This window comes from Verrucomicrobiia bacterium (genome assembly GCA_019634635.1).
Taxonomy (GTDB): Bacteria; Verrucomicrobiota; Verrucomicrobiia; order Limisphaerales; family UBA9464; genus UBA9464.
In genome coordinates this window covers 115,515-137,502 of the sequence record JAHCBB010000001.1, presented here as the reverse complement: position 1 = coordinate 137,502, position 21,988 = coordinate 115,515, and the positions used below count along the sequence as shown (strand labels likewise).

Genomic DNA, 21,988 nt, shown 5'->3' with positions numbered 1-21,988 from the left:
CGTCCGGACGGTTCAGGGTTGCCCTTGGGCTGCAGCCTCCGCCGCAACATCCGCGGCGAGCGCATCCAACCAGTCCTGGAGATGGGGTCTCAAGAACCCGGGGATTTGGGACGTCTGGATGGGTGCGGTGAATGCCGCACCGGACTCCGTGCGGACACCCCAAAATAGAATTGGACCCGACTCCCCATTGCCCGTGCGCTCCAGAAACCGGATCCGATGATCGCCCAGGTGATACGCCCAGCCACTGCTCACCCCGGCGTTGTCGTCATCCATCGGGATCCAGTCCCCGAGGGCCCGCCGGAAGATCTCCGAGCGCTCCTGCCCGAGTGTGGCATCCACCTCCGATAGCAGCGCCGTCCGCAAATTCACCAGCGCTTCCCCAACGCCCCGGATTTCGAAGACCCGCACCGCCGCTGGATCCTGGCCCTCCAATTCGAAGTCCAGAGGTTCCACCTGACGGACCGCACCCGCCTGGGTCACCTCAACAGCCGTTGAAAACGCGTCCAGCGCCGCCTGGATTGCCACGGCCTCTTCGGGGGTCATCTGGAGCAGCTCCTGGATCGGGTCCGTCAGCCTGCCGTCTTGGGGCGCGACTGCAGGTGCCCAATTGTGTCGAACGAATTCCTTGGGGACCCGCGCCAGCGGTGATTGATCGTCCCATGCATACCCTGCGGGCGTCGGCACCGCGGCGGCGGCCTGGGAGGCCACCTCCAGCCGCCGACGGGCGTTGAAGGCTTCCGCCTCGGCAAGGACCCGATCGGCCCGGGTTCTTCGGGTGACTTCCAACGCCTCATCCAGCGAACGCAAGACGTCGTCACGCTGCACCCGCAGGCCGGCTTCCTGTCGGCGGACCTCCCGATGCTGATGCCACTGCCACCCAACGGGCGCGGCGACCAGCAGCAGGCAAAGGCCTGCCGTCTGAAGGTTGGAGAGCGAAACGGTCGCAAGTCCGGCCAGCGGTGCCAGCGCACCGCCGCCCGCGACGCCAGCGAGACCCGCCGTTCCGGCGGCAGCGGCCAGTCCCGGAGGCGCTGCGGAGGCCGCAGACGCCCGGGCCAGGGCCGCGACGCTCGCACCTGCCGACGCCGCAACACCCCGGGAACGGAAGAATTCGGCCAATCGCTCCACCGCCCGGTCCACCCGCTTGCGGGCGGCATCCTCTTCGACACCCAGCAACCCGGCCACTTCCCGCAGACTGCGCTCCTCCAGATAGCGAAGAATCACCGCAAGGCGGTCCCCCTCCCGCAAATGCAGCAACCCTTCGTCCAGCAGCACCGATAGGTCGGAGTCAGGCGACGGCGCCTCCATCGGCAGGGTCATCACCGCGGCGGCCTGCTCCCGGCGTTGACGCCGCAGTTCCGCCCGCAACCGGGCCTTGCACTCCAGGATGGCGGTCCGATGGAGCCATCCGGCCACCGTTTCGTGCCGCGCCAGGCGTGGTGCCTTGCGGGCCAGGGCGATGAAGACGTTCTGGGTGACCTCCTCGGCAATTCCCGCATCCCCGATCTGCCGGAGGGCGATCCCAAAGACCAGGTTCACATGGCGGCCGACCAACGCACGAAAGGCCGTCTCCGACCCTTCCCTCGCATAGGTCCCCACCAACTCGCTGTCGGGCGATTCCGGATTCATGTCACCCCACTACTGCCGCTCCGGCCCGCAACCGGACACCGATCAGGCGGCCGGGATTGCCGCCCCCGCCGTTGTCCCGCGGACCAGGCCGGCCAGGGAGGCTCAACGGATGGAGCCGATGCCGGTGCCGGTATCGGTGTCGCGAATCCGAATCCGCGCGTTCCGGATCATCACGTGACCGTCACCCCGGCTCAATTCCTGGAAGCCGATGTGCCCCGCCCGCGGCCGGTCCTTCAGCGCCGGGGCGTCCTGTCCGTTGTGCCGTTTCACGGTCGCGGTGTGGACGGACAGGTCCACGTCCTGAATCAGGACGCCATTCAATCGCGCCCGCAGGCGCGATCCATCAAGGGACACCTCATACCGGTTCCACGCCTCGGGGAGGTACACCTGCCGGACCGGGGCGACGGCCCGGTAAATGCCACCGGTCAATTCCGAGTCACGCGCCTCGGTGTTGTAGCGGAAGTCCGCCATCTGCAGTTCTAGGCCATCGAAGGCAGGGTCACCCCGCATCGGGGCACGCAAGGCGAGGCCGCTGTTTCCGAGCGGCCCCAATCGAAATTCGAATTCCAGGTCGAAGTCGCCGAGTTCGCGTTCCCAGAGCAGCCAGCATCCGCGTTCCCCCCGGCTCGTGAGGACCCCGGCCTCCACGATCCAAAACGAATGGGTCGGCCCTGGATTGGCCACATCGTCCCAGGCCCGAACGGTCCAACCGACAGGGGGCCCGTCCTCCGGAAAAAGCGGCTGCCAGGCGGACTTCGGGGCCGACTGACACCCGGTGATGACCAGGGCCGCCAGCAACAGCAGGGCGGCAGAGAAGCATCGGAGCACGTCAGCCATCCAACACAGGAAAGACGCCGGCGGCAATCGCGACCTCGGTCGGAACATCACGCACGCTGCGCCGCGCATCACCAACCCGCACCCCGGCGCGTGGGTCCTCGACCTCCAACACGCGACGCCACTGGAGGCTGTGACCACGACAGGAACCGGGGAGCCCGCCGCACGATGAGCGACGATGAGCCTCGGTGTCGGAGACCTTGGCCCCCGCCCGACTTGCGGGACGGAGGGCCAGGCTGGAACTTGCATCCATGACCTTCCAGAAGATCCCGGGCCTGATCCGAATCGCGGTCCTTTGGATCGCGCCATCCGCCGCACTGTCCGGCGAATCCACCTCTCCCGATCCCTACGCCGCCGCACGCGAGCGCATGGTGGCGCGGCAGCTCGCCACCTGGGACCGCGGCATCACCAACCGCCGGGTCCTGGACGTCATGGGCGCCGTCCCACGCCACGAACTCGTGCCACCTGCCGCGCGCGCCCAGGCCTACAGCGATCAACCGCTGCCGATCGGGCACGGACAGACCATCTCCCAGCCCTACATCGTTGCCTTCATGACCCAGGCGTTGAATCCGAGACCGACCGACCGGGTCCTCGAAATTGGCACCGGCTCGGGCTACCAGGCGGCCGTGCTGTCCGGCCTGGTCCAAACCGTCCACACCATCGAGATTGTGGATCCGCTGGCCCGACGGGCCACAGCCGACCTCGCGCGCCTGGGGTACACCAACGTGTTCGTGCGCGCCGGCGACGGCTACCTCGGCTGGCCGGATGAGGCTCCCTTCGATGCGGTGATCGTCACCTGTGCTCCCGACCACGTGCCGCAGCCCCTGGTGGACCAGCTTCGGGAGGGGGGACGCATGGTCATCCCGGTGGGTCCCGCCGGACGCCAAAGCCTCCACCTGCTGGAAAAGCGCGACGGTCGGGTGGCCCAGCGCTCGATCCTCCCGGTGCGGTTCGTGCCCATGACCGGAGAGCTTGGGAATCCTTGAGGGCATCCTGCGTCGGCCTATGGGATTTCCCCGCCGCCGGCGAGACGTCCGAGCAGTCGCTGGTGAATGTTCCCAAATCCCCCGTTGCTGAAGACGCAAACGACGTCGCCCGGTTCCACGGCTCTGACGAGGTGGTCGAGGATGCTCTCGACGGAGGGCAGATAGGATGCCGGGCGACCCGCGCGGCGGAGATCCTCCATGAGCTGATCCGGGTTCAGCCGATCCTCCGGCGCAAGTTGCTCCAGACGGGCCACCTGCGACACCACCACGGCATCGGCGCGCTCCAGGGCCTCCGCCAGCTCGGCCTGAAACAGGTTGCGCCGGGTGGTGTTGGAGCGGGGCTCGAACACCGCCCACAAACGGCGCGAAGGAAATCGCACCCGGAGCGCCCGCAGGGTCTCGCGAATCGCCGTCGGGTGATGCCCGAAATCATCCACCACCGCGACCCCCCGCTCCTCGCCGCGCACCGTCATCCGTCGCTCCACACCAAGAAATCCCGAAAACGCCCGCTGGATCTGGTCCGCAGTCAGCCCGCAATGACGCGCACAGGCGGCCACGGCGAGGGCGTTGCGGACATTGAATTCGCCCACCAGCGGCACGGTGTAGCGGACGCCGTCCAGCTCGAACCCGGACGCCTCCGGCCCCAGCGCCACCCCGGTGGCCTGAAGCGCATTGGCCGGGCCCAACCCGAACCGCATGACGGGACAGTGGGTGATGCCCAGGAGCGGCGCGACATTGCGATCATCGCCGTTGGCCAGCACCAGTCCGTTGCGGGGAACGAGGTTCAGGAATCGTTGGAATGAGCGCTGGATCTCGGAAAGCGATCCGAAGATGTCGGCGTGATCCATTTCCAGGTTGTTCACGATGGCCACCTCCGGCAGGTAGTGGACGAACTTGCTCCGTTTGTCGAAAAAGGCGGTGTCGTACTCGTCGCCCTCGAGAATGCACCAGTCCGAGTCGGTGAAGCGGGCTCCCTGGCCGAGGTTGGCCGGGATGCCGCCGATGAGGTACGAGGGCTGGAGTCCGGCCGACTCGAACACCCAGGCCAGCAGGGAAGTCGTCGTGGTCTTGCCGTGCGTGCCGGTGACCACCAGGGACCGCCGCCCGCGCAGGAAACATTCGCGGAGCAGTTCCGGGAGCGAACAATAGCGCAGACGCCGCTCGAGCACGGCTTCCGCCTCCGGATTTCCCCTCGAAATGGCGTTCCCCACCACGACCAGGTCCGGTGCGGGCACCAGGTTCGTCTCCGAGTAGCCCGCCCGCGGCACGATCCCGCGCGCGGCCAGGAACGTGGACATCGGCGGGTAGATGGCATCCTGGTCGGACCCCGTGACCCGGTAGCCGCGCTCGTGCATGGCCACGGCCACGCTCGCCATCGCCGTGCCGCCAATGCCAATGAAGTGGACGCTTCGGAAGTCCGTGAGCACGCCCCAGCTTCCGGAGGTCCGGGCCCCGGTTCCAAGTCGAATTCGCCCGCAAGTCGCCTATCGCCACCGCCAGGGAGCCAGCACGTGATCCGGTGATCCGGTGGGGTGAGGCTCCGCCGAACCGTGCGCTCAACCGGAAGCCCGGCCCGTGGGAGATCTAGGCGATTACCCGAAGTCTGCCCCGCCATGAGTTTGGCCGAAAACCACTGCCTCTAGCCCTTGCGCATCGGAATTCCTCGTACCCCCCCAAGAGTTTGAGTTCCGGACCGCGTCGTCCTTCTGTGGGCATGGGGAATGCTAGATGGAGTTGCTCAGCAAACCGCACTCCCCATCTCCGACATGAACCGCACAACCCCTAAGACTCACGGATGCCGAACCACGCGTCTCTGGCTCTCCACCCTGGTCGCCCTCTCACTATGGTTCCCGGCGCTAGCCCAGTTCGATTACCGGGTGGAAGACGGCAGCATCACCATTGTCCGCTACACCGGCGATGGAGGGGCGGTGGACATTCCCTTGGGCCAAGGAAGCCGGCAGGATCCCAATCCGGCGAACAATCGGCTGGAAGGGATGATTCGCAGGGTCGTGGAGGTTGGTCCGGTTCGCGATGGCGCGGCGTATGAATATTGGGCCTCTTGTGTTGTATTTTGGATTCTCTCAATTTTTCAGGGCGAATGGGAATCTTCCTCTGCCCACGATGTCCCTTCCGGGCAGCCGGCGGCTCGGCCATCCAGTGAATCCACCCCTCCCGACGCTTCCCTGTCGGTCTACTACACCCTGCGCGCGTGGATGCGCACAACCGAGGCCGGCCAGTTCTGGGTGAAGGCCTACGAGCGGCACAGTCCGGAGTTGGTACAAATTCTCAACGAACGCCTGGCAGAGCCGGGTTTCATTGAGGATGCCGTGCGGGTGTTGCAGCAGTTTGAGGGCGGGTTCGCCCGCTATCTCGGAGGGATCGGGGAGGACGTGCTCCTCGGGGAGGACCTGGTGGAGTTGCTCAACCGGCTTGCCGACCGATTCCTCGAGTCTGCGAGTCCGGAGCTGCGGGATGTCATCGAATCGGCCCGGGCCCGGTTCAATCACCTCCAGGATTTTGCCGGACGCCCCTTCGCCGATTGGGGGCGCGTGCTGGATCTCGGGGTTCCCGAAGACCCCTGGGTCCAAACCTCCGAAGTGCGGGAAATGCCGGATGGCCGTCTGCGATTCGATGTGAACCTGGTGCCAGACCGGCAGTACTCCATCTGGCGTTCTGATTCGCTGGATCCACCGGTCTGGCGCCGCATCGTGGATGCCGCGTTGTTGCCGCGCGCCAACGTTCTGTCCGTCACCCTGCCCGGATTCCTTCAGGCGGAGGGTTACTCTCAGGTGCGCATGGAGTGAATGACGCGAACTGCGGGGATCGCGTCGTCCGGCGTCGCATCGGAGTTTCGCGCTCGCGACCGCGGTGGCCGCGTGGCAGGGTTCCGGCATCCTTCCCATGGAGTTCCGCAATGCAGTTTGGAAGCTGGTGGCCGTGGCGCTGATCGCCCTGCCTGCGGCCTCCGGCGCCGATACGACCGCGCCGTTTCGAGCCGGGGACACCGTGGCCTGGTTGGGCGGCGCCCGCGTGGTGGCAGCGCAGCGGTCGGGCGTCATTGAAGCGCTGGTCGCGGGGGCGCGGCCGGAATGGAGGTTGCGCTGGCGCAGCCTGGCCTGGGAGGGCGACACGGTGTTCGAACGGCCCCGCGAGCTCAATTATCCGGGCCTCCCGGATCAACTGCGCGCCTCCGGTGCCGCGGTCGCCCTGCTGCAGTTCGGGGAGATGGAGTCGCTGGCGGGTCCGGCCGGTATTGCCGCATTCGTGGCCGCCTATGAGAGTCTGCTGGACGACATTGGCGCCGTGGTACCGCGCCGGATCCTCATCATCCCTCCATCGCCTCCCGACGGGACGCGCCAGGCCGGGGACGTCCGGCGATCGCCCGCCCTGGACGCCTACATCGCCGCAATCCAGGACTTGGGCCGGCGCCTGGGGATCCCCGTGGTGCCCCCCGGCCCCGGTCTGGACGAGACCGCGTGGTCCATGGCGGTTGCCTCGGAAGTGTCGGGAACCGACGCCGGCAAAGGAGTCGAGCTTTCTGGAGGCCGGTTTGCGCAGAACGATTGGGAGGCGCTCCGCCGCGCCGTGGTGGCCCGAAACCGGTTGTGGTTCGACTACTCACGTCCGATGAACTGGGCCTTCCTCGCCGGCGACCGCACCGACCAACCGAGCAGCCGCGATCACCGGGACCGGTCCGTACGCTGGTTCCCCAAGGAGATGGAGCAATTCGTCCCCCTGATTGCCGCGGCGGACCAGGAGATCTGGAGGCGCGCGGATGCCGTCGGACGCTGAGAGTTCCCAGGCAACGAACGTTTTCCATGGATTTCCGAATGCAGGTCTGGAAACGCCGGTTGACGAAGGTGGCTGGCGCAACACTGGTCGCCGGACTACTGGCGGCGGCTCCCGGGGTTCCCCCCCCGGATGTTCAGCGTGCCGCGTTCCGCATGCTCGACGGCTTCGAGATCCAGTTGTTTGCCTCCGAGCTGGAGGGAGTGATCAATCCGATTCAGTTGCGCTTCGATCCCGCGGGCCGGTTGTGGGTGGCCTGCAGCGTGACCTATCCGCAGCCCGTTCCCGGTGTCCCTGCCGACGACCGGATTGTGGTGCTGGAGGACCGGGATGGCGACGGGCGCGCCGACCGCTCGACCGTGTTCGCCGATGGGCTTCAAATCCCGACAGGCATTGAACTCGGAGACGGCGGCGTCTATGTCGGCGCCGCCACGGAACTGTTGCACCTGCGCGACACCAACGGTGACGGGAGGGCCGACGAACGGCGCGTGCTCCTGAGCGGGTTCGGCACGGGAGACTCCCACCAGACGCTGAATTCCTTCACCTGGGGTCCCTGCAGCGAGTTGCTGATGAGCCAGGGGCTCCACGCCAACTCCCGGGTTGAAACCCCCTGGGGCATTGCTGAATTGCGCCAGGCCGGTGTCTGGCGTCTCTGGCCGCGGACCCTCCGTCTCGAGGCCTTCTGGGACGGCGCCATGGGGGCGCATAATCCCTTCGGCAACGTGTTCGACCGCTGGGGCCAGCCCCTGGTGTTCGCCGGCAACGGCCACGGGGTCTATCACCTTACGCAGGCCATGATCCCCACCCGGCACTTTCTGGAACAGAAGTCGCTTTGGAACCAGGGGCGCAAGTTCGGCGGGGGTGACTTCGTTGAAAATGCGGTCTGGCCCGGGACCTTTCAGGGTGAGGTGGTCACCGGAGGCTATCTGCACAACAGCGTGGAGCGGTTCCGGGTCACGGAGGATGGCGCGACGTTCCGGGTGGAACGGCTTCCGCCATTGGTGGAGACGACGGACACCTCGTTCCGCGTGGTGGATGTGCGGTTTGGTCCCGACGGCGCGCTCTACCTGTGCGACTGGGCCAATCCGGTCATCGGACACTACCAGGCGAGCTTCCGGGATCCGGACCGTGACAAGACGCACGGGCGGATCTGGCGGGTTCAGCCGAAGCGCCCGGCGGGGACCCCGCCCGCCCGCCGCGATTTGTCGGCCGGGACGGTGTCCGAACTGCTGGACCTACTCGGCTCGCCCGACCGGTGGACCCGGCAGATGGCGGCGCGGGTGCTTGCCGGGCGTCCGCAGTCGGCGGTGCTTGAAGCACTGGGACACAGGTTGGACGAGGACGCGACCCCCCCGCCCGATGAACACCAGTTGTTCGAATGGATCGGGGTGATGGCAGGGTTTGGGCCGGTGCCGCCGCCGCTATTGGACCGTCTCGCCGGTGCGACACGGTTTGAGGCACGGGCCTTCGCGGCGCGCGTCGCCGGACTCTCCGCGGCCCATCGCGCCGCAGAGGACTCCGGGGCTGACCTGAAACCCTATCTCGAGCGGCTCACGCGCCTGGTTGCCGACGCCCATCCCCGGGTGCGGCTCGAAGCCGTGGTCGCCTGCGCCCAGGTTCCCGATGCGCGGGCCATCGAGGTGGCGGCGCTGGCCGCGGATGCCGCCATGGAGCCGGCCATCGAATACGCCTTCACCCAGTGTGTGCAGGCGTTGAAGCCCTGGTGGCGTCCGGCCCTGGAGCGGGGCGAACTCACCCTCGGTGGTGTTCCCGCGCGACTCACCGCGCTCGCGCGCGCCGACCGCAGTGCGGACACCGTGGCAAACGCGGCCGGACGCCTGCGACGGATTGCCGAGGTCGCCCTGGAGGATTCCACCCGGGAGGAGCTGCTCCAGACGGTCGCCGACGCCGGCGGGCCGAACGAACTCGTGGTCCTGCTGTCACCGCGCACCTTCAACCGTGGCGCCGTGCCTGACCCGGAACTCCATGCCGTCTGGCTGGAGCGGCTGGCCGTCGTTTCAAAAAACCGCGAAGTCCGTCCGCCGGGCGATCTCGGCGCACTGCTGGAGCCGCTTTTGCGGTCTCAAGCCGTGGGTGTCCGGTGCGGCGCCCTGAGGCTAGCGGGCCTCTGGCAGGTGGATTCGCACCGCGATGCGCTGGAACGTGCGGCCCTCGCGGAGGCGTTGCCGGAGGAGCGTCAGGCGGCCGCAGACGGTCTCGCGGAGCTGGGAGATCCGGCATCGCTCCGGTTGCTGACCCGCCTCGCCGCCTCCGATCCAGAGCCCGAGGTCCGCGCCCGGGCGGTCGCCGCCCTGGTTCGACGCGACGCCGATGCGGCCGCCGGGTTCGCGGCGTCGGCGTGGTCGGGTCCGGTCACTCCCGACGCCGTGCGCACCGTTCTCCTGGCGTTTCTGCAACAACGGGACGCCGTGGCGTCATTGACCCGCGCCCTGAACGCTACCGCGCCCTCACGGAACGCCGCCGTGGCGGCCCTGGAGCTGATGGCGTCCAGCGGGCGGCGGGATCCGGAACTGGCGGCGGTGTTCGAGCGCGCCACCGGACCAGGTGTTCCCCTGTCGGCATGGACCGAAACCGACCGGACCACCCTGGCGGCCGAGGTGCGGACTTCCGGTGACCGCGTTCGTGGGGCCGAAATTTTTCGGTGGCCGGCGCTGGGCTGCACGGCCTGTCATAGCGTGGACGGGACCCCGGGGTTGATCGGACCCAACCTGGGTGCCCTTGGCACATCGCAGTCGGTGGAGTTCGTCCTCAGCGCCCTGCTGGAGCCTCAGAAGGAGGTGAAGGAGGGGTTTGTCGCCCACGAGATCACCACACGACGCGGGGAGACGTACCAGGGATACCTGCGCGGAGAAACCCCGGGGGAGGTGGCGATCCTGGATCACCTGTCGGGCGGGATGATCCGGCTGCACCCGGACCAGATCCAGTCGCGACGTCAGCTGGGTTCGCTGATGCCCGAGGGATTGCTGGACGGTCTGTCCCGCAACGAGATTCGCGACCTCGTGGCCTACCTGTCCCAACTTGGGCGCCCGTGACCGGAGCTCAGAGGACGACGACGCGGGCGCTGGTGATGGCCGGGTCGCGGGCCAGCTCGTCGAGGGCCGCTTGGGGCGGAGGGCTGTCGAGGTGCAGCACGGTAAGGGCCTGGCCGCCAGCGGCGTCCCGGGCCAGGCTCATGTTGGCGATGTTGACCCCGTGCGCGCCCAGCACACTCCCAAGGTGGCCGACGATGCCCGGCCGGTCTTCGTTGCGGATCAACAGGAGGGTTCCGGCGATGGGGATCTCCACCGGCAGACTGTAGAGGCGGACGATGCGCGGATTGTTGGGCGAGCCGAAAAAGGTCCCACCCGCCGAAATGACCTTCCGGCCCTCGTTGAAGGCCTGCACGTGCAGCCATTCGTTGAACGTCACGGGCTCGTCCGACTTCTTCTCCTCGACGGCGATCCCGAGGGACGCCGCGGCGCTGCGGACATTGATGTTGTTGATGTCCTGAACCGCGCTCTGGCTGAGAAATCCGCGCAGGATGGCCCGCGTCACGGGATCCGTCTGGGGCAATTCCTGGGCCCGGCCCCCGTAGGTGATGTGGAGGCGGTCCACGGGGCCGGAGGCGAGCTGTCCGAGCAGGGACCCGAGCTTCTCGCCCAGCGGCAGATAGGGGCGGACCAGCTCGAAGGTCTGCGCATCCACCCCGGGGAGATTCACCGCGTTGCGCACCTCGCCGGTGAGCAGGAAAGCGGTGAGAATCTCGGCGACTTCGAGCCCACACTTTTCCTGCGCCTCCTCGGTGCTGGCCCCGAGATGCGGGGTGAGGACCACGTTGGCCAGGTTGCGCAGGCGGTGGTCGGCGGCGAGCGGCTCCGAGGCAAAGACATCGAGGGCGGCGCCCGCAACGCGGCCGGATTCGAGGGCCGACACGAGGTCGGCCTCGTTCACGATCTCGCCGCGGGCGCAGTTGATGAGTCGCACGCCGGGCTTCATGCGGGTAAAGGCTTCGGCATTCAGCAGGCCGCGGGTCTCGGCGGTCACCGGCAGGTGCACGGTGATGAAGTCGGCCGCCCGAAAGACGACATCCATGTCGAGCGCCAGCTCGATGCCCATCTGGCGCGCCCGGGCATCGGTCAGGAAGGGGTCGTAGGCCACCACCCGCATGCCAAAGGCGAGGGCGCGTTTTGCGACCTCGGTTCCGATCCGCCCCGCACCCAGGATTCCCAGGGTCTTGCCGGCGACCTCGGTGCCCTGGAACGTCTTCCGATCCCATCGGCCGGCAACCATGCTGGCGTGCGCGGCGGGGATTTTCCGTGCGAGGGCTCCCAGCATGAAGAAGGTGAGCTCGGCCGTGGTGACCGTGTTGCCACCCGGGGTGTTCATGACCACGACGCCCCGGCGGGTGGCCGCCTCGACGTCCACGTTGTCCACCCCCACCCCGGCCCGGCCCACCACCTTGAGCCTGGGCGCCGCCTCCAGCAGACGCGCCGTCACCCGGGTTTCCGACCGCACCACCAGGGCTTCGGCATCCGCCACGGCGGCAAGCAACCCGGCCTCCGGGAGGCGCGGGGTCAATACGGTCACCTGAAATTCCGGGCGGGCCTGGAAGTAGGCGATGCCCCGGGGGGAAATCGGATCGCAAACGAGGACGTGCATGGTCGCGGGTGCGGACGCTACCGGCGCGATATCCAAACGGTCAACCTGCCGTGCCCGGTGCGCCCGGGCGACTCACCGCCCTTGAAGCGCTCGGAACCGAACCCCTGTGGGGCAATACGAGGCCCCCGCCGATCCGAGGATCCACAGGGACAGGACATCTATCAGTAGGCCCCTGAGGACGACAACCTTGGCTGGAAAAGGAGTTCCTGGATGTGAAGCCTTTCCACCACACACGAATCGGCCATTTCTCAACGAAACCCATGAAGCCCCGTTCCTTGCACCTCCATCTGACGACAGGCCTGGCTTTGGCCGGCACCCTCTTCACCGCCTGCTATTCATCCCGTCCGGGCGATCCGCGAGCGGTCCCATCGCCAGAAATCCCCACCCGCCGGATCATTCTCCAAGCCTCCTTTGACACCGGCGCCAAGGACCCGGACTGGCCCGGAGACTTTCTCCTCGCGGCGCATCCGCCTGCGGGCGCCACGGGCCGGGCCGCCCGGAGCGTCCCGCGTCCTGGCGACGGCGCCGCCATGATCGTGCTGCCCATCGCCCCGCCGCATCCGGTGGGGGCCGACACCCGGCTGCGATTCCGCCATCATCTCACCGGCGCGTCGGCCATAACCGTCCAGATTTTCGACGCCACTGTTCAGGACAACCGCCACATCCGCCTGGAGACTCTAGAGCAGGGTCGCTGGGTGACGACCGAACTGGATTTCACCCGGGATTCCCGCCGCAACGACGGCTCCCCCGACCGAGCTTTCCCCGCCGGTAATCTCGTGGACGACCTCTTCTTCTTTGTCGAAGGCCCGGGTTCCGGATCCGCCGTGCTGTTCCTGGATGACGTCGTCCTGTTTGACGTCGGGACGCCTTGAATAGCGCACCCCGGGTGCGGTCGCGTTTCAGACCCATCGGCTATTGGCTGTCGGCTATCTTCACTCCACGATTGTGATCCCGCATGAGTCCCCTGCTCCACCCGCATTGGAAGGCATCCTGGTCCCACCGGATCCGGGCGTCGGAACTGCTGCTGGCGGTCTTGGCGGTCACGTTGCCAGTGGCGGCCTATATCTTCGCCATCCGGGCCGCGCCGGCGGCGGCCAAGGCCAGCCTGGCACCGATCCTGGGCCCCGACGCCTTCGTCTTCCTCAAGCTCCTGGTTGCCGCCACGTTCGCCGCCCCTCTGGTCGTGGCCGGACTCCTGGTGATGAAGTCTGTGTCGCCCATGTCGTGGCGGACGTTCGCCCTCGGTTCCGGTATGGTCCTGTCAACCGCCGCTGCGTACTTCGCAGGCTTCCAGGTGGGGGCCGACAGGGCGTGGGCCATCCGCAAGCAAATCCTCCACGATCTCGCGATTCGGAGTGAACCGGTGGTGACGGCTGTCGAAGCCTATGTCCGGACGAACCATCACCCCCCTGCTCGATGGGCCGATCTGGTGCCGGCGTTCCTGCCCACCGAGCCCGCGACGGGCATGGCCGCCCATCCCCGATTTGAACTGATCGTGGACCCGGCGCTGCTGGCCCGACGCTACGGCGGGAATCCCTGGGCCGTCCGGCTGGACATTTTTGGGAGGAGTGTGCAGCGCTGGGATGAACTCGTATTTCTGCCCCGGCAGAACTACGGCGACCTTGGATATTCGGTGGAACCTGCGGGACGCTGGGCGTTGCGGGGATCCTGAAGTCTTGAAGCCGTGCGGTCCGGTTCGCTCTTGCGTTCCGGGACCGGGTTCCCGAAATTTTTAATCCAATTCCACGAACCGATCCAACGCATTTTTGGAAAGAACCCACAGGAAGAGGACATCTATCGGTAGATCTGGTGATGTCGGGCTTTCATTGCGATGGGCGACGCTGCCGCAATACACCAGCGTCGTCTGAAGGCTCCCACCGCGTTTCCCGTCGCCCATGACCACTGCATGTTGCGGGTGGTGAACCGCGACTTCGTCTTCGGTCCCCAGGAACGCGAACATTTCGTGCGCCTGCTCCGGGCATACGAACGAGTCTGCAGCGTGAGCGTGCTCACCTTCAGCATTCTCTCCAACCACTTCCATCTCCTGGTCGAGGTTCCGGCCCGTCCGGAACAACCCTGAGCCCCGAGGAAATCCTTGCCCGCACCGAAGCCCTCTCCAGTTCGACCCCGCCCCTATTACCCCCCATTTCCCCCGTCCGAATTACGTCACGCATCCCTTCAAGGAAGAACCCGGTTGGGGGTGTCCTCGGTCAACCACGATCTCAAGGCATTGCTCGAGCGCCTCGATTTCTCCTTTTCAAAAGGAGTATTTTATCTTACATTCGCCTTGATGGAAGGAGAATTCAAGACGGTCATCCAGCAGAAAGTGGCGGACAGCCTCGGGATGTCCGTGCCCGAGCTGACCCGACGGGACATCCATGTGCCGAGCCTTCCAGGAAAGGTGCTGGCAGTCATCGGTATGCGCCGTTCTGGGAAGACCACTTTTCTTTGGCAGTGCTTGGCGGATCGCCTGGCCAGCGGCGTCCCTCGCGAGGCTCTTTTGTATTTCAACTTTGAGGATGAGCGACTCTCCGGCCTCCCCGCCAGCGATCTTCAATGGCTCATTGAGTCCTACTACCATCTTCATCCAGAGCTGCGGGATCGCACCCGGGCGACATTGTTTCTGGATGAAATCCAGATCGTCCCCGGCTGGGAGGGTTTCGTCCGCCGCTTGTTGGACACCGAGAAGGTAGACATCTTCCTCTCCGGCTCCTCTGCCCGTCTCCTGAGCCGGGAGATCGCCACTTCCATGCGGGGTCGCGCCCTGGAAGTCCTCGTTCACCCCTTCAGCTTTCGCGAGTTTCTCCGGCATCGGCAGGCGGAACCGGACAAACCCCTTGCCCATCTGGCCAAGGCGGCCCGCTCCACATTGCAGAGTCACTTTGCCAGCTACCTTCGCTTAGGCGGTTTTCCAGAAGTACAGAACGCCGCTCCGCGGGACCATGCGGCCACCCTTCGCAGTTACGTGGATGTCGCCCTGCTCCGCGATGTCATTGAGCGGCACTCCGTGTCCAATCCTCTCACCCTGCGCTGGATGGTGGGGCATCTCCTGGGCAATGCCGCTGCCCCCTTCAGCGTGCAGAAGTTCTACGCGACCCTGAAGTCACAGGGTATCGCCGTGGCCAAGGACACCGTCCACGCCTACCTGGCGCATTTGGAGGACGCTTTTCTCATCCGCACAGTAGGCCTCCATACGGCCTCCGAGCGTCAACGCATGATCCATCCGCGAAAGGCCTACCCGGTGGACCCCGGTCTCATCCCTATTTTTGACCGCACCTCCCGAAGCAACCTCGGCCATGCCCTGGAAACCGCGGTGCTCTTGGAACTCGAACGCCGTGGGGCTCAAATCGGCTACCTTCGCACGCCGTCCGGTTACGAGGTCGACTTCCACGCCGCTCTTCCGGATGGCACCACTCTGCTCATCCAAGTTTGCGCTGAGCTCAACACCCCCGCCATCCTGGAGCGTGAAGTCCGGGCTCTCCAGGAAGCCCACACCGGGCACCCGCAGGCTACGCTCCTACTTCTCTCGCTGGATCTCCTCCCTCCCGTCTCGTTGCCGCCATCCATTCAGTGGGAACCCGCCCTGGCGTGGCTACTGAACAGCCCAACCAGCGCACATTGACCCACGCCCGACCACTCCATCAAATCACCCCGCAAGCTCATCGAAGTCGCCCCGCCGCTGGACATGATCAATGCGGCTTGAGCGCGGGAAAAATCCATCCGTCGTGGGCATCCTTCCACGTTGCTCCTGTGGTGGGCGCGGCGGCAACTGCGAGTACGGTACTTTGCCGACGGGGCGGTGTTGGGAACGCGTAAGTATGTGGACGGGGTGTTCCGCACCCTGCGGGAGCGATGGGGTCCCCGGCGCGGCGACGGCAGCAGCCATGGCCCCAGGTCGGTCGACCGGCGCGATATCCAAACGGTCAACCTGCCGTGCCCGGTGCGCCCGGGCGACTCACCGCACCGGAAGCACCCTGAACCCCGGGTGGGCACCCTCCTCTTGCACGCAACGCGTGATGAACCGCCGGGGAGGTGACTTCGGGCGCTCATGGTTCAGCCCGGGCTCAAGGGAGTGCGCCCTGGGAATTCAATCGAGCACCCGCGCGCGGTAGAGGATCAGTCCATCCGAATGGGGAGGCGTCGTGAACAACGTCGGGCTGGAGATCGGTGTAAACCGCTCCCGCGGGATCCAGTGCCGGCTGCCGGATTGCTCCTCGAGGAGATACCGGAACCCGGCGGCTCCCGTCAGCCGCCAGACCACCGTGCCGTCCGTTTCGATGCGAACCGCCTCAATCCGCCCCGCGGTGAATCCGGGTTGCCCGGCCTGCAGGGAAAACGACTCCAGGGTGGCGATCGGCTCCGGAGGTGCCAGCGGATCTCCGGCGACGGCCGTGGTGACCGGAGAGCGACCGAACCGTCCGCCCCGGGCTCGGGCCTCCTCGTACGAGGCCCCGATCGAAGCATCCCAGGCGCGGATCTGCGCGTGGAACGCTGCCCCGGGGGCGACCTGGGGCAGGACGAGATTTTGGGAGCGCCAGCGTCCGGCAAGTGTGTCGGTCAGAAAGGGCTGGGGAACCCCCACGGGACGCAGGGTTTCAGAGGACAATCCCACATAGAGTTGCACCGCAAACCCGGGTCCCTCCAGCAGGGGTGTGCCGTCCACATCGCTGACCCGGACCAGAAATTCACCGGCACCGGCCGCCCACGAGGCAAAGCGCGTGGTGCCGCCGCCCAGGGTTTCGGGTTCGGCGTCGAGCGACGCCGGCAGGCTGGTGAGCGACTGGTCGCCGGACCGGACGACCACGTGATAGGTCCCAAGGTCCTCCGGCCGCACGGCATCGAAGATCAACCGGCGCTCAGCCCCCCCGGGAACGGGCCGGCTGTTGTGGAACCACTGGTACTCATGGGGTCCTGCGCCGCCGGCGAGAACATGGAGCACATGGTACTGCCCCAGGAGGACCTGCTCACCGGCCGGATGACGAAGGATGCTCAAGCCATCGCTCCCCTCGACCCTCAGGATCACGGGTTCGTGGACGACGAACCCCCATGGATTGCTCACCCGCACCCGGTAGGTTCCCGCATCGGGCTGCCGGACGGAATCAAGGGTGAGCCGGCGCTCGTGCCCCCTCGGGATCGGGTCGTCTCCGTGGAACCATTCGAACGTCAGGGGTTCGGAACCCTCAACTCCGGCAGTCATTGTCAGAGCCACTCCCACCAGGCCCGTCAATTCCGCCGGTTCGCTGACGATCCGCGGCGGCTCCGCGAGGCCCACCACACTGATCGCGTCCACAACCACCCAGGTTCCGGCACCCACGACCTCCAAAGCCGAGACGGTGCCGGTGGCCACGACCTCGAAATCGCGCCAATGCCAGAAGCGCTCCTCAAACACCGAGGGAATCGCGATCCGCCCCACCTCATTGCCGCCAAAACGAATCCGAACGTCCACATCCCCCGGCTCCAGGGTGGGACGGACGGCCAGCCGGATGCGATAGGGCTGTCCTGCCGTGGTTTCGAGGACCTGGCGGAGGGACTGCCCGTGGAGGACGGCGTAATTGGATCCGTCGGCGGCCGGCAGCAGGCTCGGCGCGCCGATCACCCATCCGACGCCCGGAATGGCCTCCCAATCCGATGTGGGATCGCCGTCCACCACCCGCTCAAAGCTGTAGTTCCTGACGAGATTCCCCGCCACGTTCCGCGGGGAATTGCCCCCCGGTGGGGTGAGGATTCGAATGCCGACATCGCCGTGAGAACCCGGGGGCACTGCGGCGGCGATGGCGCAAGTCTCGCCACGACCGAGGGTGACCGAAGCCGAATCCACTCCGGAGCCCAGCCAGGTCAGGGCATCCACGGAAGATCCGTGGTATACGGCCAGCATCACACCCCGGACACTGCCGAAGGCGTTTTCAATGGTGATCCGGCCATCGGTCGAGGCCGTGTAGCGCCACCACACGCTCGGATGCCCCGCATCGGATCCGTGCAAGGGTTCGCCCGCCTCGCGGCTGGCACCAATGACCGATGCCATCGAGGCAACCGCCGGTCCCTCGATCCGTCGGGCGCGGTGGAAGTGATCGTTGTCTGCGGTTCCAAACGCCGCGAATCGGAGATCAAACCTGAGGGCCACCACCCGTCCCGCCGGTGCGGTGAACTGGACGAAATACTCCCGGCCGCCGGTGACGGTCACCGCGGAGGCCGTCCCCAGATGCGGTGAGGGTGGCACCACGGGAACCGGCAACAACCCACCCAAACCCGCACCTTCATAGACGGTTGCCAGGGGCAGCAGTTCGGACACCCAGGGCTGCTCGAGCCGCCCGTCGCCGGGGGCAACCCAGCGCCACCACAAACTCTGCGCGGCATCCGGCGCCGGCAGCGGTTCGCCGGACTCGATGCCTGCATCCACCATCCACGTGTCCACCTGCGGGACCAGCCCATCGAGCCGTATCGCGTCGGCGAACCGGTCATTGGCGGGCCGCCAGAAGCGGCTGCTCAGGGTGAATTCACCGGGGGTGCCGCCACCAGCCGAGATCCTCAACGCGTAAACGCGGCCCGCCTCCACCCGCCACGCCGTCCGGGCTCGAAAACTCCACTCCAGTGCGGGTCCGAGCGACCCGAAATCGTCACCAGGAAACAGCTCCACCGCCGGCGAAAACGAATCCGCCGCGAATTCCGTCAACTCAAGCACGCCCGTGGCCGGAGCGGCGAATCGCCACCAGAGGGAACCTCCCGGCCCGGACGGAAACTCCCCGGGTTCGAGCGTCGAACGATCCAGGTTCCCAGTGACCGTGTAGGATTCTGCGGGCAGTGCGATCCGGTCGCTGAACGCATCGTTCGGTGACGGATCCACCGTGGGGCGCCATTGGATATTCAGACGGAACGGCCCCGGATTTCCATGTCCCGGCAACGTGCCCACGGCGATCTGAACCCGCTGCCCGGCGTCCACATAAACGATGTCGCCTATCGTGGCCGGACGGAGTTCGGAAAGCCGGTTGCCCGTGAAGAGGAACGCGCGGGTGGCGTTGCCCAGGGTGAGGGGCAACGCCTCGATCCGGACCGCGCCGTACCCGGGAGCGGTCCATTCCCACCACAGGGTACTGGCCATGCCTTCGGGCTCGCCCGGTTCGGACGTCGCATGGCGCGTCGTGCCCTCCAGGCTCACGGATGTCCCAACCAGTTGCCGCCGGTCTTCAAACGGGTCGTTGACCCGTTCGGGCATCGGTTGGAACTCGAACGTGCCCGCAATCGGGCCCAAGGCGTCGTTGGGGTCCGGATGGGCGCCGGCGGCGATCCAGTAGGTCACGCCCGGGCGAACGCTGAACGGCACCCAAGCCACTGGATTGCCGCCCGCCGCGTCGGGCCCCACGAGGAGCTCAAGGTGGCCCAGGGAAGGGCCGGTATAAACAGCCGCAATGGTGGGCTGGGGGCTTTCGGTCAGGTGGAAGAGCGCCCCTCCGAACTCCCCGGGGGTGAACTGCCACCAAAGGTTCCCGTGGCGCCGGAACCAGGCAAGGTTGGGTGCCAGCATCTCGGCCTGCTCCACGGTCGCGAACACGTCGGCTCCCTCCACCCTCACAGTCCCGCCTTCGGGCGGAACCATCAACGGTGCGGCATCGGCGAAGTCGTCGTTGGACGGTGCCGGCCCAAAGACCAGCCCGAACGCCGACGCCGCCGGATCGGGGCTGCTCACGGCCAGCAGGCATTGCGTTCCGGGTGCCAGCCGCAATTCCACCGGTTGGGTCAGGCTCGGAAACGCATCCAGACGTACGAGCGCGCCGAGGGACGTCCGGGTGTAGACTTCCATCCGCAGGACGGAGGCGCCGGAGGTCTGCCGCGCTCTGAGGGGGCCGGGAGGCGCCGTCCAGGCGAACCACACCGTGCCGTTCGCGTCGGCAAACGAGGAAGGCTCTCCCGGCTCCCGGGTGGCGGCGGACAGGTCTCCCGCGGCGCGGCTGAAGCCGGGCAGGCCTTCCCAAGCCAGCACCGGAGCGGCATCCGCCAGCCGGTCGTTGGCCGGACGAACCCACCCGGAAACTTGCAGCAATGTGACGGTCTGATCGCCAATGGATACCTCGGCCTGAAGTGAAAACGCTCCGGGAACGGACGGAGTCCAGTGGTCGCTTGCCGTCGGATCTGGAGTCATCGTGGACAGCGTCTCGCCATTCAGGATCCAACGAACCTCGGCAGGTGCGGCCCCGCCGAATCGCTCGGCGACCAACGCCACCGACACGCCGACCTGCTGTTCCCGATCCACCGGACCCGCCCGCACAGGAATCCAGGTCAGTGACGCGGGCTGGAAGGGCTCCGCGCCCTCCACTGCGATCTGATACGGGGTCCCCGCCGTTACCGGGAACGGCAGGTGCAGCGGCACATCGGCATCCGGCACGGTGGCTCCGGCAACCCATTGCAGGGAGCTCAATGCGCCTCCCGTATAGACAACGACCGTGGTGGGTCCCGCGGTTCCCGGGAGGAGCAGTTGCCCGGTGCCGGACATCACGGGAGTCCAACGAAACCAGAGGGATCCCCCACCGGAGGCCACGTCGTGGGCGGGCTCCCCGGGCTCGCGACCGGAGAGCGAAAGCCCGCTCCAGTCCCAAGCAGCCGTCCCGTTGACCGGGAGCTCGACCGCCGATTGGAACCGGTCATGCGGCGGCGCAGCAAACAGCCGGACGACGTCGCTGGTCCGAAACTCCCCGGCCGCCGTCGTGCCCGCGATGCGTACGGTGGTGATGGTTCCGGGGGACAGGCTGACAGAAAACTCCGGTGGGGAACCGGATGCCGTCGCAAGCGTTTCCCAACCACCGGGGGTTTCCTGTTCCAGATTGAGGGAATCAAACCTGTCCGTCGGGTGGTGGAATTGGATCCCCAGGGGATGTGGCAGGCCTTCCGCGAGATGCATTTCAAGACCGCCGTCGGCACGCGTCTCGAGGAGGAATCCCGGCGGTGGCTGCAGGATCAGCGTGGGACGACGGAGGGAGATGTCCGTGGTCGAGACCGGGCCATTCGGCGGCACCGCAAGGCGGAACGCATACGGCACCCCGGCGCGTGCCTGGAATCCACGCAGTGGATCGTCCGGCAACTGCACCAGGCTGGCCAGCGAGTCTCCCTCGTAAAGCTGCAGGGTTGCCACCTGCCAGGAGATCCGCGTCCAACCGGTGAACGCAGGCGTCCAGCGCCACCAGACGGAGCGTTCGACCGGCACGCCCGGGGCGTATTCCGGCTCACCCGGCTCCGAGGTGGCGAACTCGGCGTTGCCAACGCCCGCCCAGTCCACCGCTGAACCGGGAATGACCAGCGCGTCGGCCCAGGAATCGTTTGGGGGGAGGAACTGGGCCTCCCAGGGGAGCAGATCGAAAGGCAGGCGTCCGCGAAGTCGTGCCCGGGCTCGCACGTTCACCGTCCCTCCCCGACGTTGTTCAACGTCGCCGTCCAGGGCGGCGATGTCCGGGTCTCCGTTTGGAACGGCCCGAGAGTGAAGGTGACTTCCAGCAACTCGTCGTCGGGGACCAGATTGACGGCCTCAAGTACCACGGTGGCGGGCGCGCGAGCCGGCAGGACGGGAGCGAGTGGGCGCAGAAACGTCCGCTGGTAGTGGCCCCGGATCTGGTGAATTTCACCGTGGCTCGTGGCGGCGGGGACATCAATGGCCAGCGAATAGGCCACGCCCGCCCGCACCTCCCAGCCCAGGAATCGGCGGTTCTGGGAAACCGCGACTGAAGTCACCTCCTCAAGGCTGGCCAACGTGTCTCCGGTGTAGACCGCGAGGCGGAATCCCCGCATCGGCCCGATCCCGAGGGAGACGTACCCGTCCTCCGGGTACTGGACACGAACCCATTGCGACGCAATCGCCGGGCTGCCCGCGTGCGCCGGTTCGCCGGGTTCGGCGCTGGCAAGGTTTCGGGAAATGCGGGTGAAGACCGTCCAGGAATCCCCGCCTGCCGGCTGCGCCGACGCAAAACTGTCAGGCAGTGGAACCGGCTGGGCACGGACCGCCAGCCAGGGGATCACGATCAGCGGGGTCAGTATGAGAATGCGGGTTGCCGTCACGGGTGCGCAGAGTCGAGCGACGCACACGGAGATTTACAAATGAAAAGTGGGTG

14 protein-coding genes and 1 pseudogene are annotated in these 21,988 nt (G+C 66.8%); 9 read left to right on the top strand and 6 right to left on the bottom strand.

Translation table 11 applies throughout. The features are described 5' to 3' along the window. Positions 1 to 12: 12 nt before the first annotated feature. Entirely contained in the window at positions 13 to 1,629 is a 1,617-nt protein-coding gene (locus KF791_00575; GenBank protein ID MBX3731065.1) for an RNA polymerase sigma factor, read from the bottom strand. A 102-nt stretch (positions 1,630 to 1,731) separates the two neighbouring features. Continuing rightward, positions 1,732 to 2,466, bottom strand: coding sequence for a DUF1080 domain-containing protein (locus KF791_00570; GenBank protein ID MBX3731064.1), 735 nt, complete (start codon positions 2,464 to 2,466; stop codon positions 1,732 to 1,734). 248 nt (positions 2,467 to 2,714) lie between these two features. On the opposite strand from KF791_00570, the gene KF791_00565 reads away from it, so the two are divergent. After that, positions 2,715 to 3,449, top strand: coding sequence for a protein-L-isoaspartate(D-aspartate) O-methyltransferase (locus KF791_00565; GenBank protein ID MBX3731063.1), 735 nt, complete (start codon positions 2,715 to 2,717; stop codon positions 3,447 to 3,449). Between the two features lie 17 nt (positions 3,450 to 3,466). Here the strand turns inward: KF791_00565 and mpl are convergent, their stop codons facing one another. Beyond that, positions 3,467 to 4,876 (bottom strand): UDP-N-acetylmuramate:L-alanyl-gamma-D-glutamyl-meso-diaminopimelate ligase, encoded by a 1,410-nt coding sequence (mpl, locus tag KF791_00560; GenBank protein ID MBX3731062.1) that lies wholly within the window; start codon positions 4,874 to 4,876, stop codon positions 3,467 to 3,469. 339 nt (positions 4,877 to 5,215) lie between these two features. Here mpl and KF791_00555 point away from each other — a divergent pair, with 339 nt between their 5' ends. The 3 genes from KF791_00555 (at position 5,216) to KF791_00545 (ending at position 10,291) form a co-directional block, all read left to right on the top strand. After that, positions 5,216 to 6,253, top strand: a complete 1,038-nt coding sequence (locus tag KF791_00555) for a hypothetical protein (GenBank protein ID MBX3731061.1) — start codon at positions 5,216 to 5,218, stop codon at positions 6,251 to 6,253. Positions 6,254 to 6,350: 97 nt separating this feature from the next. Further along, positions 6,351 to 7,241 (top strand): hypothetical protein, encoded by an 891-nt coding sequence (locus tag KF791_00550; GenBank protein ID MBX3731060.1) that lies wholly within the window; start codon positions 6,351 to 6,353, stop codon positions 7,239 to 7,241. Positions 7,242 to 7,267: 26 nt separating this feature from the next. Further along, positions 7,268 to 10,291, top strand: coding sequence for a HEAT repeat domain-containing protein (locus tag KF791_00545; GenBank protein MBX3731059.1), 3,024 nt, complete (start codon positions 7,268 to 7,270; stop codon positions 10,289 to 10,291). Positions 10,292 to 10,298: 7 nt separating this feature from the next. Here the strand turns inward: KF791_00545 and serA are convergent, their stop codons facing one another. After that, positions 10,299 to 11,897 carry a phosphoglycerate dehydrogenase gene (gene serA / locus KF791_00540; protein MBX3731058.1) on the bottom strand — a complete coding sequence of 533 codons (1,599 nt, stop codon included), beginning with the start codon at positions 11,895 to 11,897 and terminating at the stop codon, positions 10,299 to 10,301. A gap of 260 nt (positions 11,898 to 12,157) precedes the next feature. On the opposite strand from serA, the gene KF791_00535 reads away from it, so the two are divergent. The 5 genes and pseudogenes from KF791_00535 to KF791_00515 all read left to right on the top strand — a co-directional run bounded on the left by KF791_00535 (position 12,158) and on the right by KF791_00515 (position 15,933). Further along, on the top strand, positions 12,158 to 12,769 hold the full coding sequence (locus tag KF791_00535) for a hypothetical protein (protein ID MBX3731057.1): 612 nt from the start codon (positions 12,158 to 12,160) through the stop codon (positions 12,767 to 12,769). Between the two features lie 83 nt (positions 12,770 to 12,852). Continuing rightward, positions 12,853 to 13,569 carry a hypothetical protein gene (locus KF791_00530; protein ID MBX3731056.1) on the top strand — a complete coding sequence of 239 codons (717 nt, stop codon included), beginning with the start codon at positions 12,853 to 12,855 and terminating at the stop codon, positions 13,567 to 13,569. A gap of 159 nt (positions 13,570 to 13,728) precedes the next feature. Beyond that, on the top strand, positions 13,729 to 13,977 hold the full coding sequence (locus tag KF791_00525) for a transposase (GenBank protein MBX3731055.1): 249 nt from the start codon (positions 13,729 to 13,731) through the stop codon (positions 13,975 to 13,977). Positions 13,978 to 14,097: 120 nt separating this feature from the next. Then, positions 14,098 to 15,519, top strand: coding sequence for an ATP-binding protein (locus KF791_00520; GenBank protein MBX3731054.1), 1,422 nt, complete (start codon positions 14,098 to 14,100; stop codon positions 15,517 to 15,519). An 18-nt stretch (positions 15,520 to 15,537) separates the two neighbouring features. After that, positions 15,538 to 15,933: pseudogene (locus KF791_00515) on the top strand (DUF1156 domain-containing protein). Between the two features lie 51 nt (positions 15,934 to 15,984). Here the strand turns inward: KF791_00515 and KF791_00510 are convergent. Further along, entirely contained in the window at positions 15,985 to 21,285 is a 5,301-nt protein-coding gene (locus tag KF791_00510; protein MBX3731053.1) for an immunoglobulin domain-containing protein, read from the bottom strand. Next, entirely contained in the window at positions 21,282 to 21,962 is a 681-nt protein-coding gene (locus KF791_00505; GenBank protein ID MBX3731052.1) for a hypothetical protein, read from the bottom strand. Before KF791_00505 ends, KF791_00510 begins: the two co-directional genes overlap by 4 nt. Positions 21,963 to 21,988 lie beyond the last annotated feature (26 nt).

Bases quoted from the DNA above. Each gene is read 5' to 3' on its own strand.
- KF791_00575 (MBX3731065.1), bottom strand. From the start codon at position 1,629: ATGAATCCGGAATCGCCCGACAGCGAGTTGGTGGGGACCTATGCGAGG.
- KF791_00570 (MBX3731064.1), bottom strand. From the start codon at position 2,466: ATGGCTGACGTGCTCCGATGCTTCTCTGCCGCCCTGCTGTTGCTGGCG.
- KF791_00565 (MBX3731063.1), top strand. From the start codon at position 2,715: ATGACCTTCCAGAAGATCCCGGGCCTGATCCGAATCGCGGTCCTTTGG.
- KF791_00555 (MBX3731061.1), top strand. From the start codon at position 5,216: ATGAACCGCACAACCCCTAAGACTCACGGATGCCGAACCACGCGTCTC.
- KF791_00550 (MBX3731060.1), top strand. From the start codon at position 6,351: ATGGAGTTCCGCAATGCAGTTTGGAAGCTGGTGGCCGTGGCGCTGATC.
- KF791_00545 (MBX3731059.1), top strand. From the start codon at position 7,268: ATGGATTTCCGAATGCAGGTCTGGAAACGCCGGTTGACGAAGGTGGCT.
- serA (MBX3731058.1), bottom strand. From the start codon at position 11,897: ATGCACGTCCTCGTTTGCGATCCGATTTCCCCCCGGGGCATCGCCTAC.
- KF791_00535 (MBX3731057.1), top strand. From the start codon at position 12,158: ATGAAGCCCCGTTCCTTGCACCTCCATCTGACGACAGGCCTGGCTTTG.
- KF791_00530 (MBX3731056.1), top strand. From the start codon at position 12,853: ATGAGTCCCCTGCTCCACCCGCATTGGAAGGCATCCTGGTCCCACCGG.
- KF791_00525 (MBX3731055.1), top strand. From the start codon at position 13,729: ATGGGCGACGCTGCCGCAATACACCAGCGTCGTCTGAAGGCTCCCACC.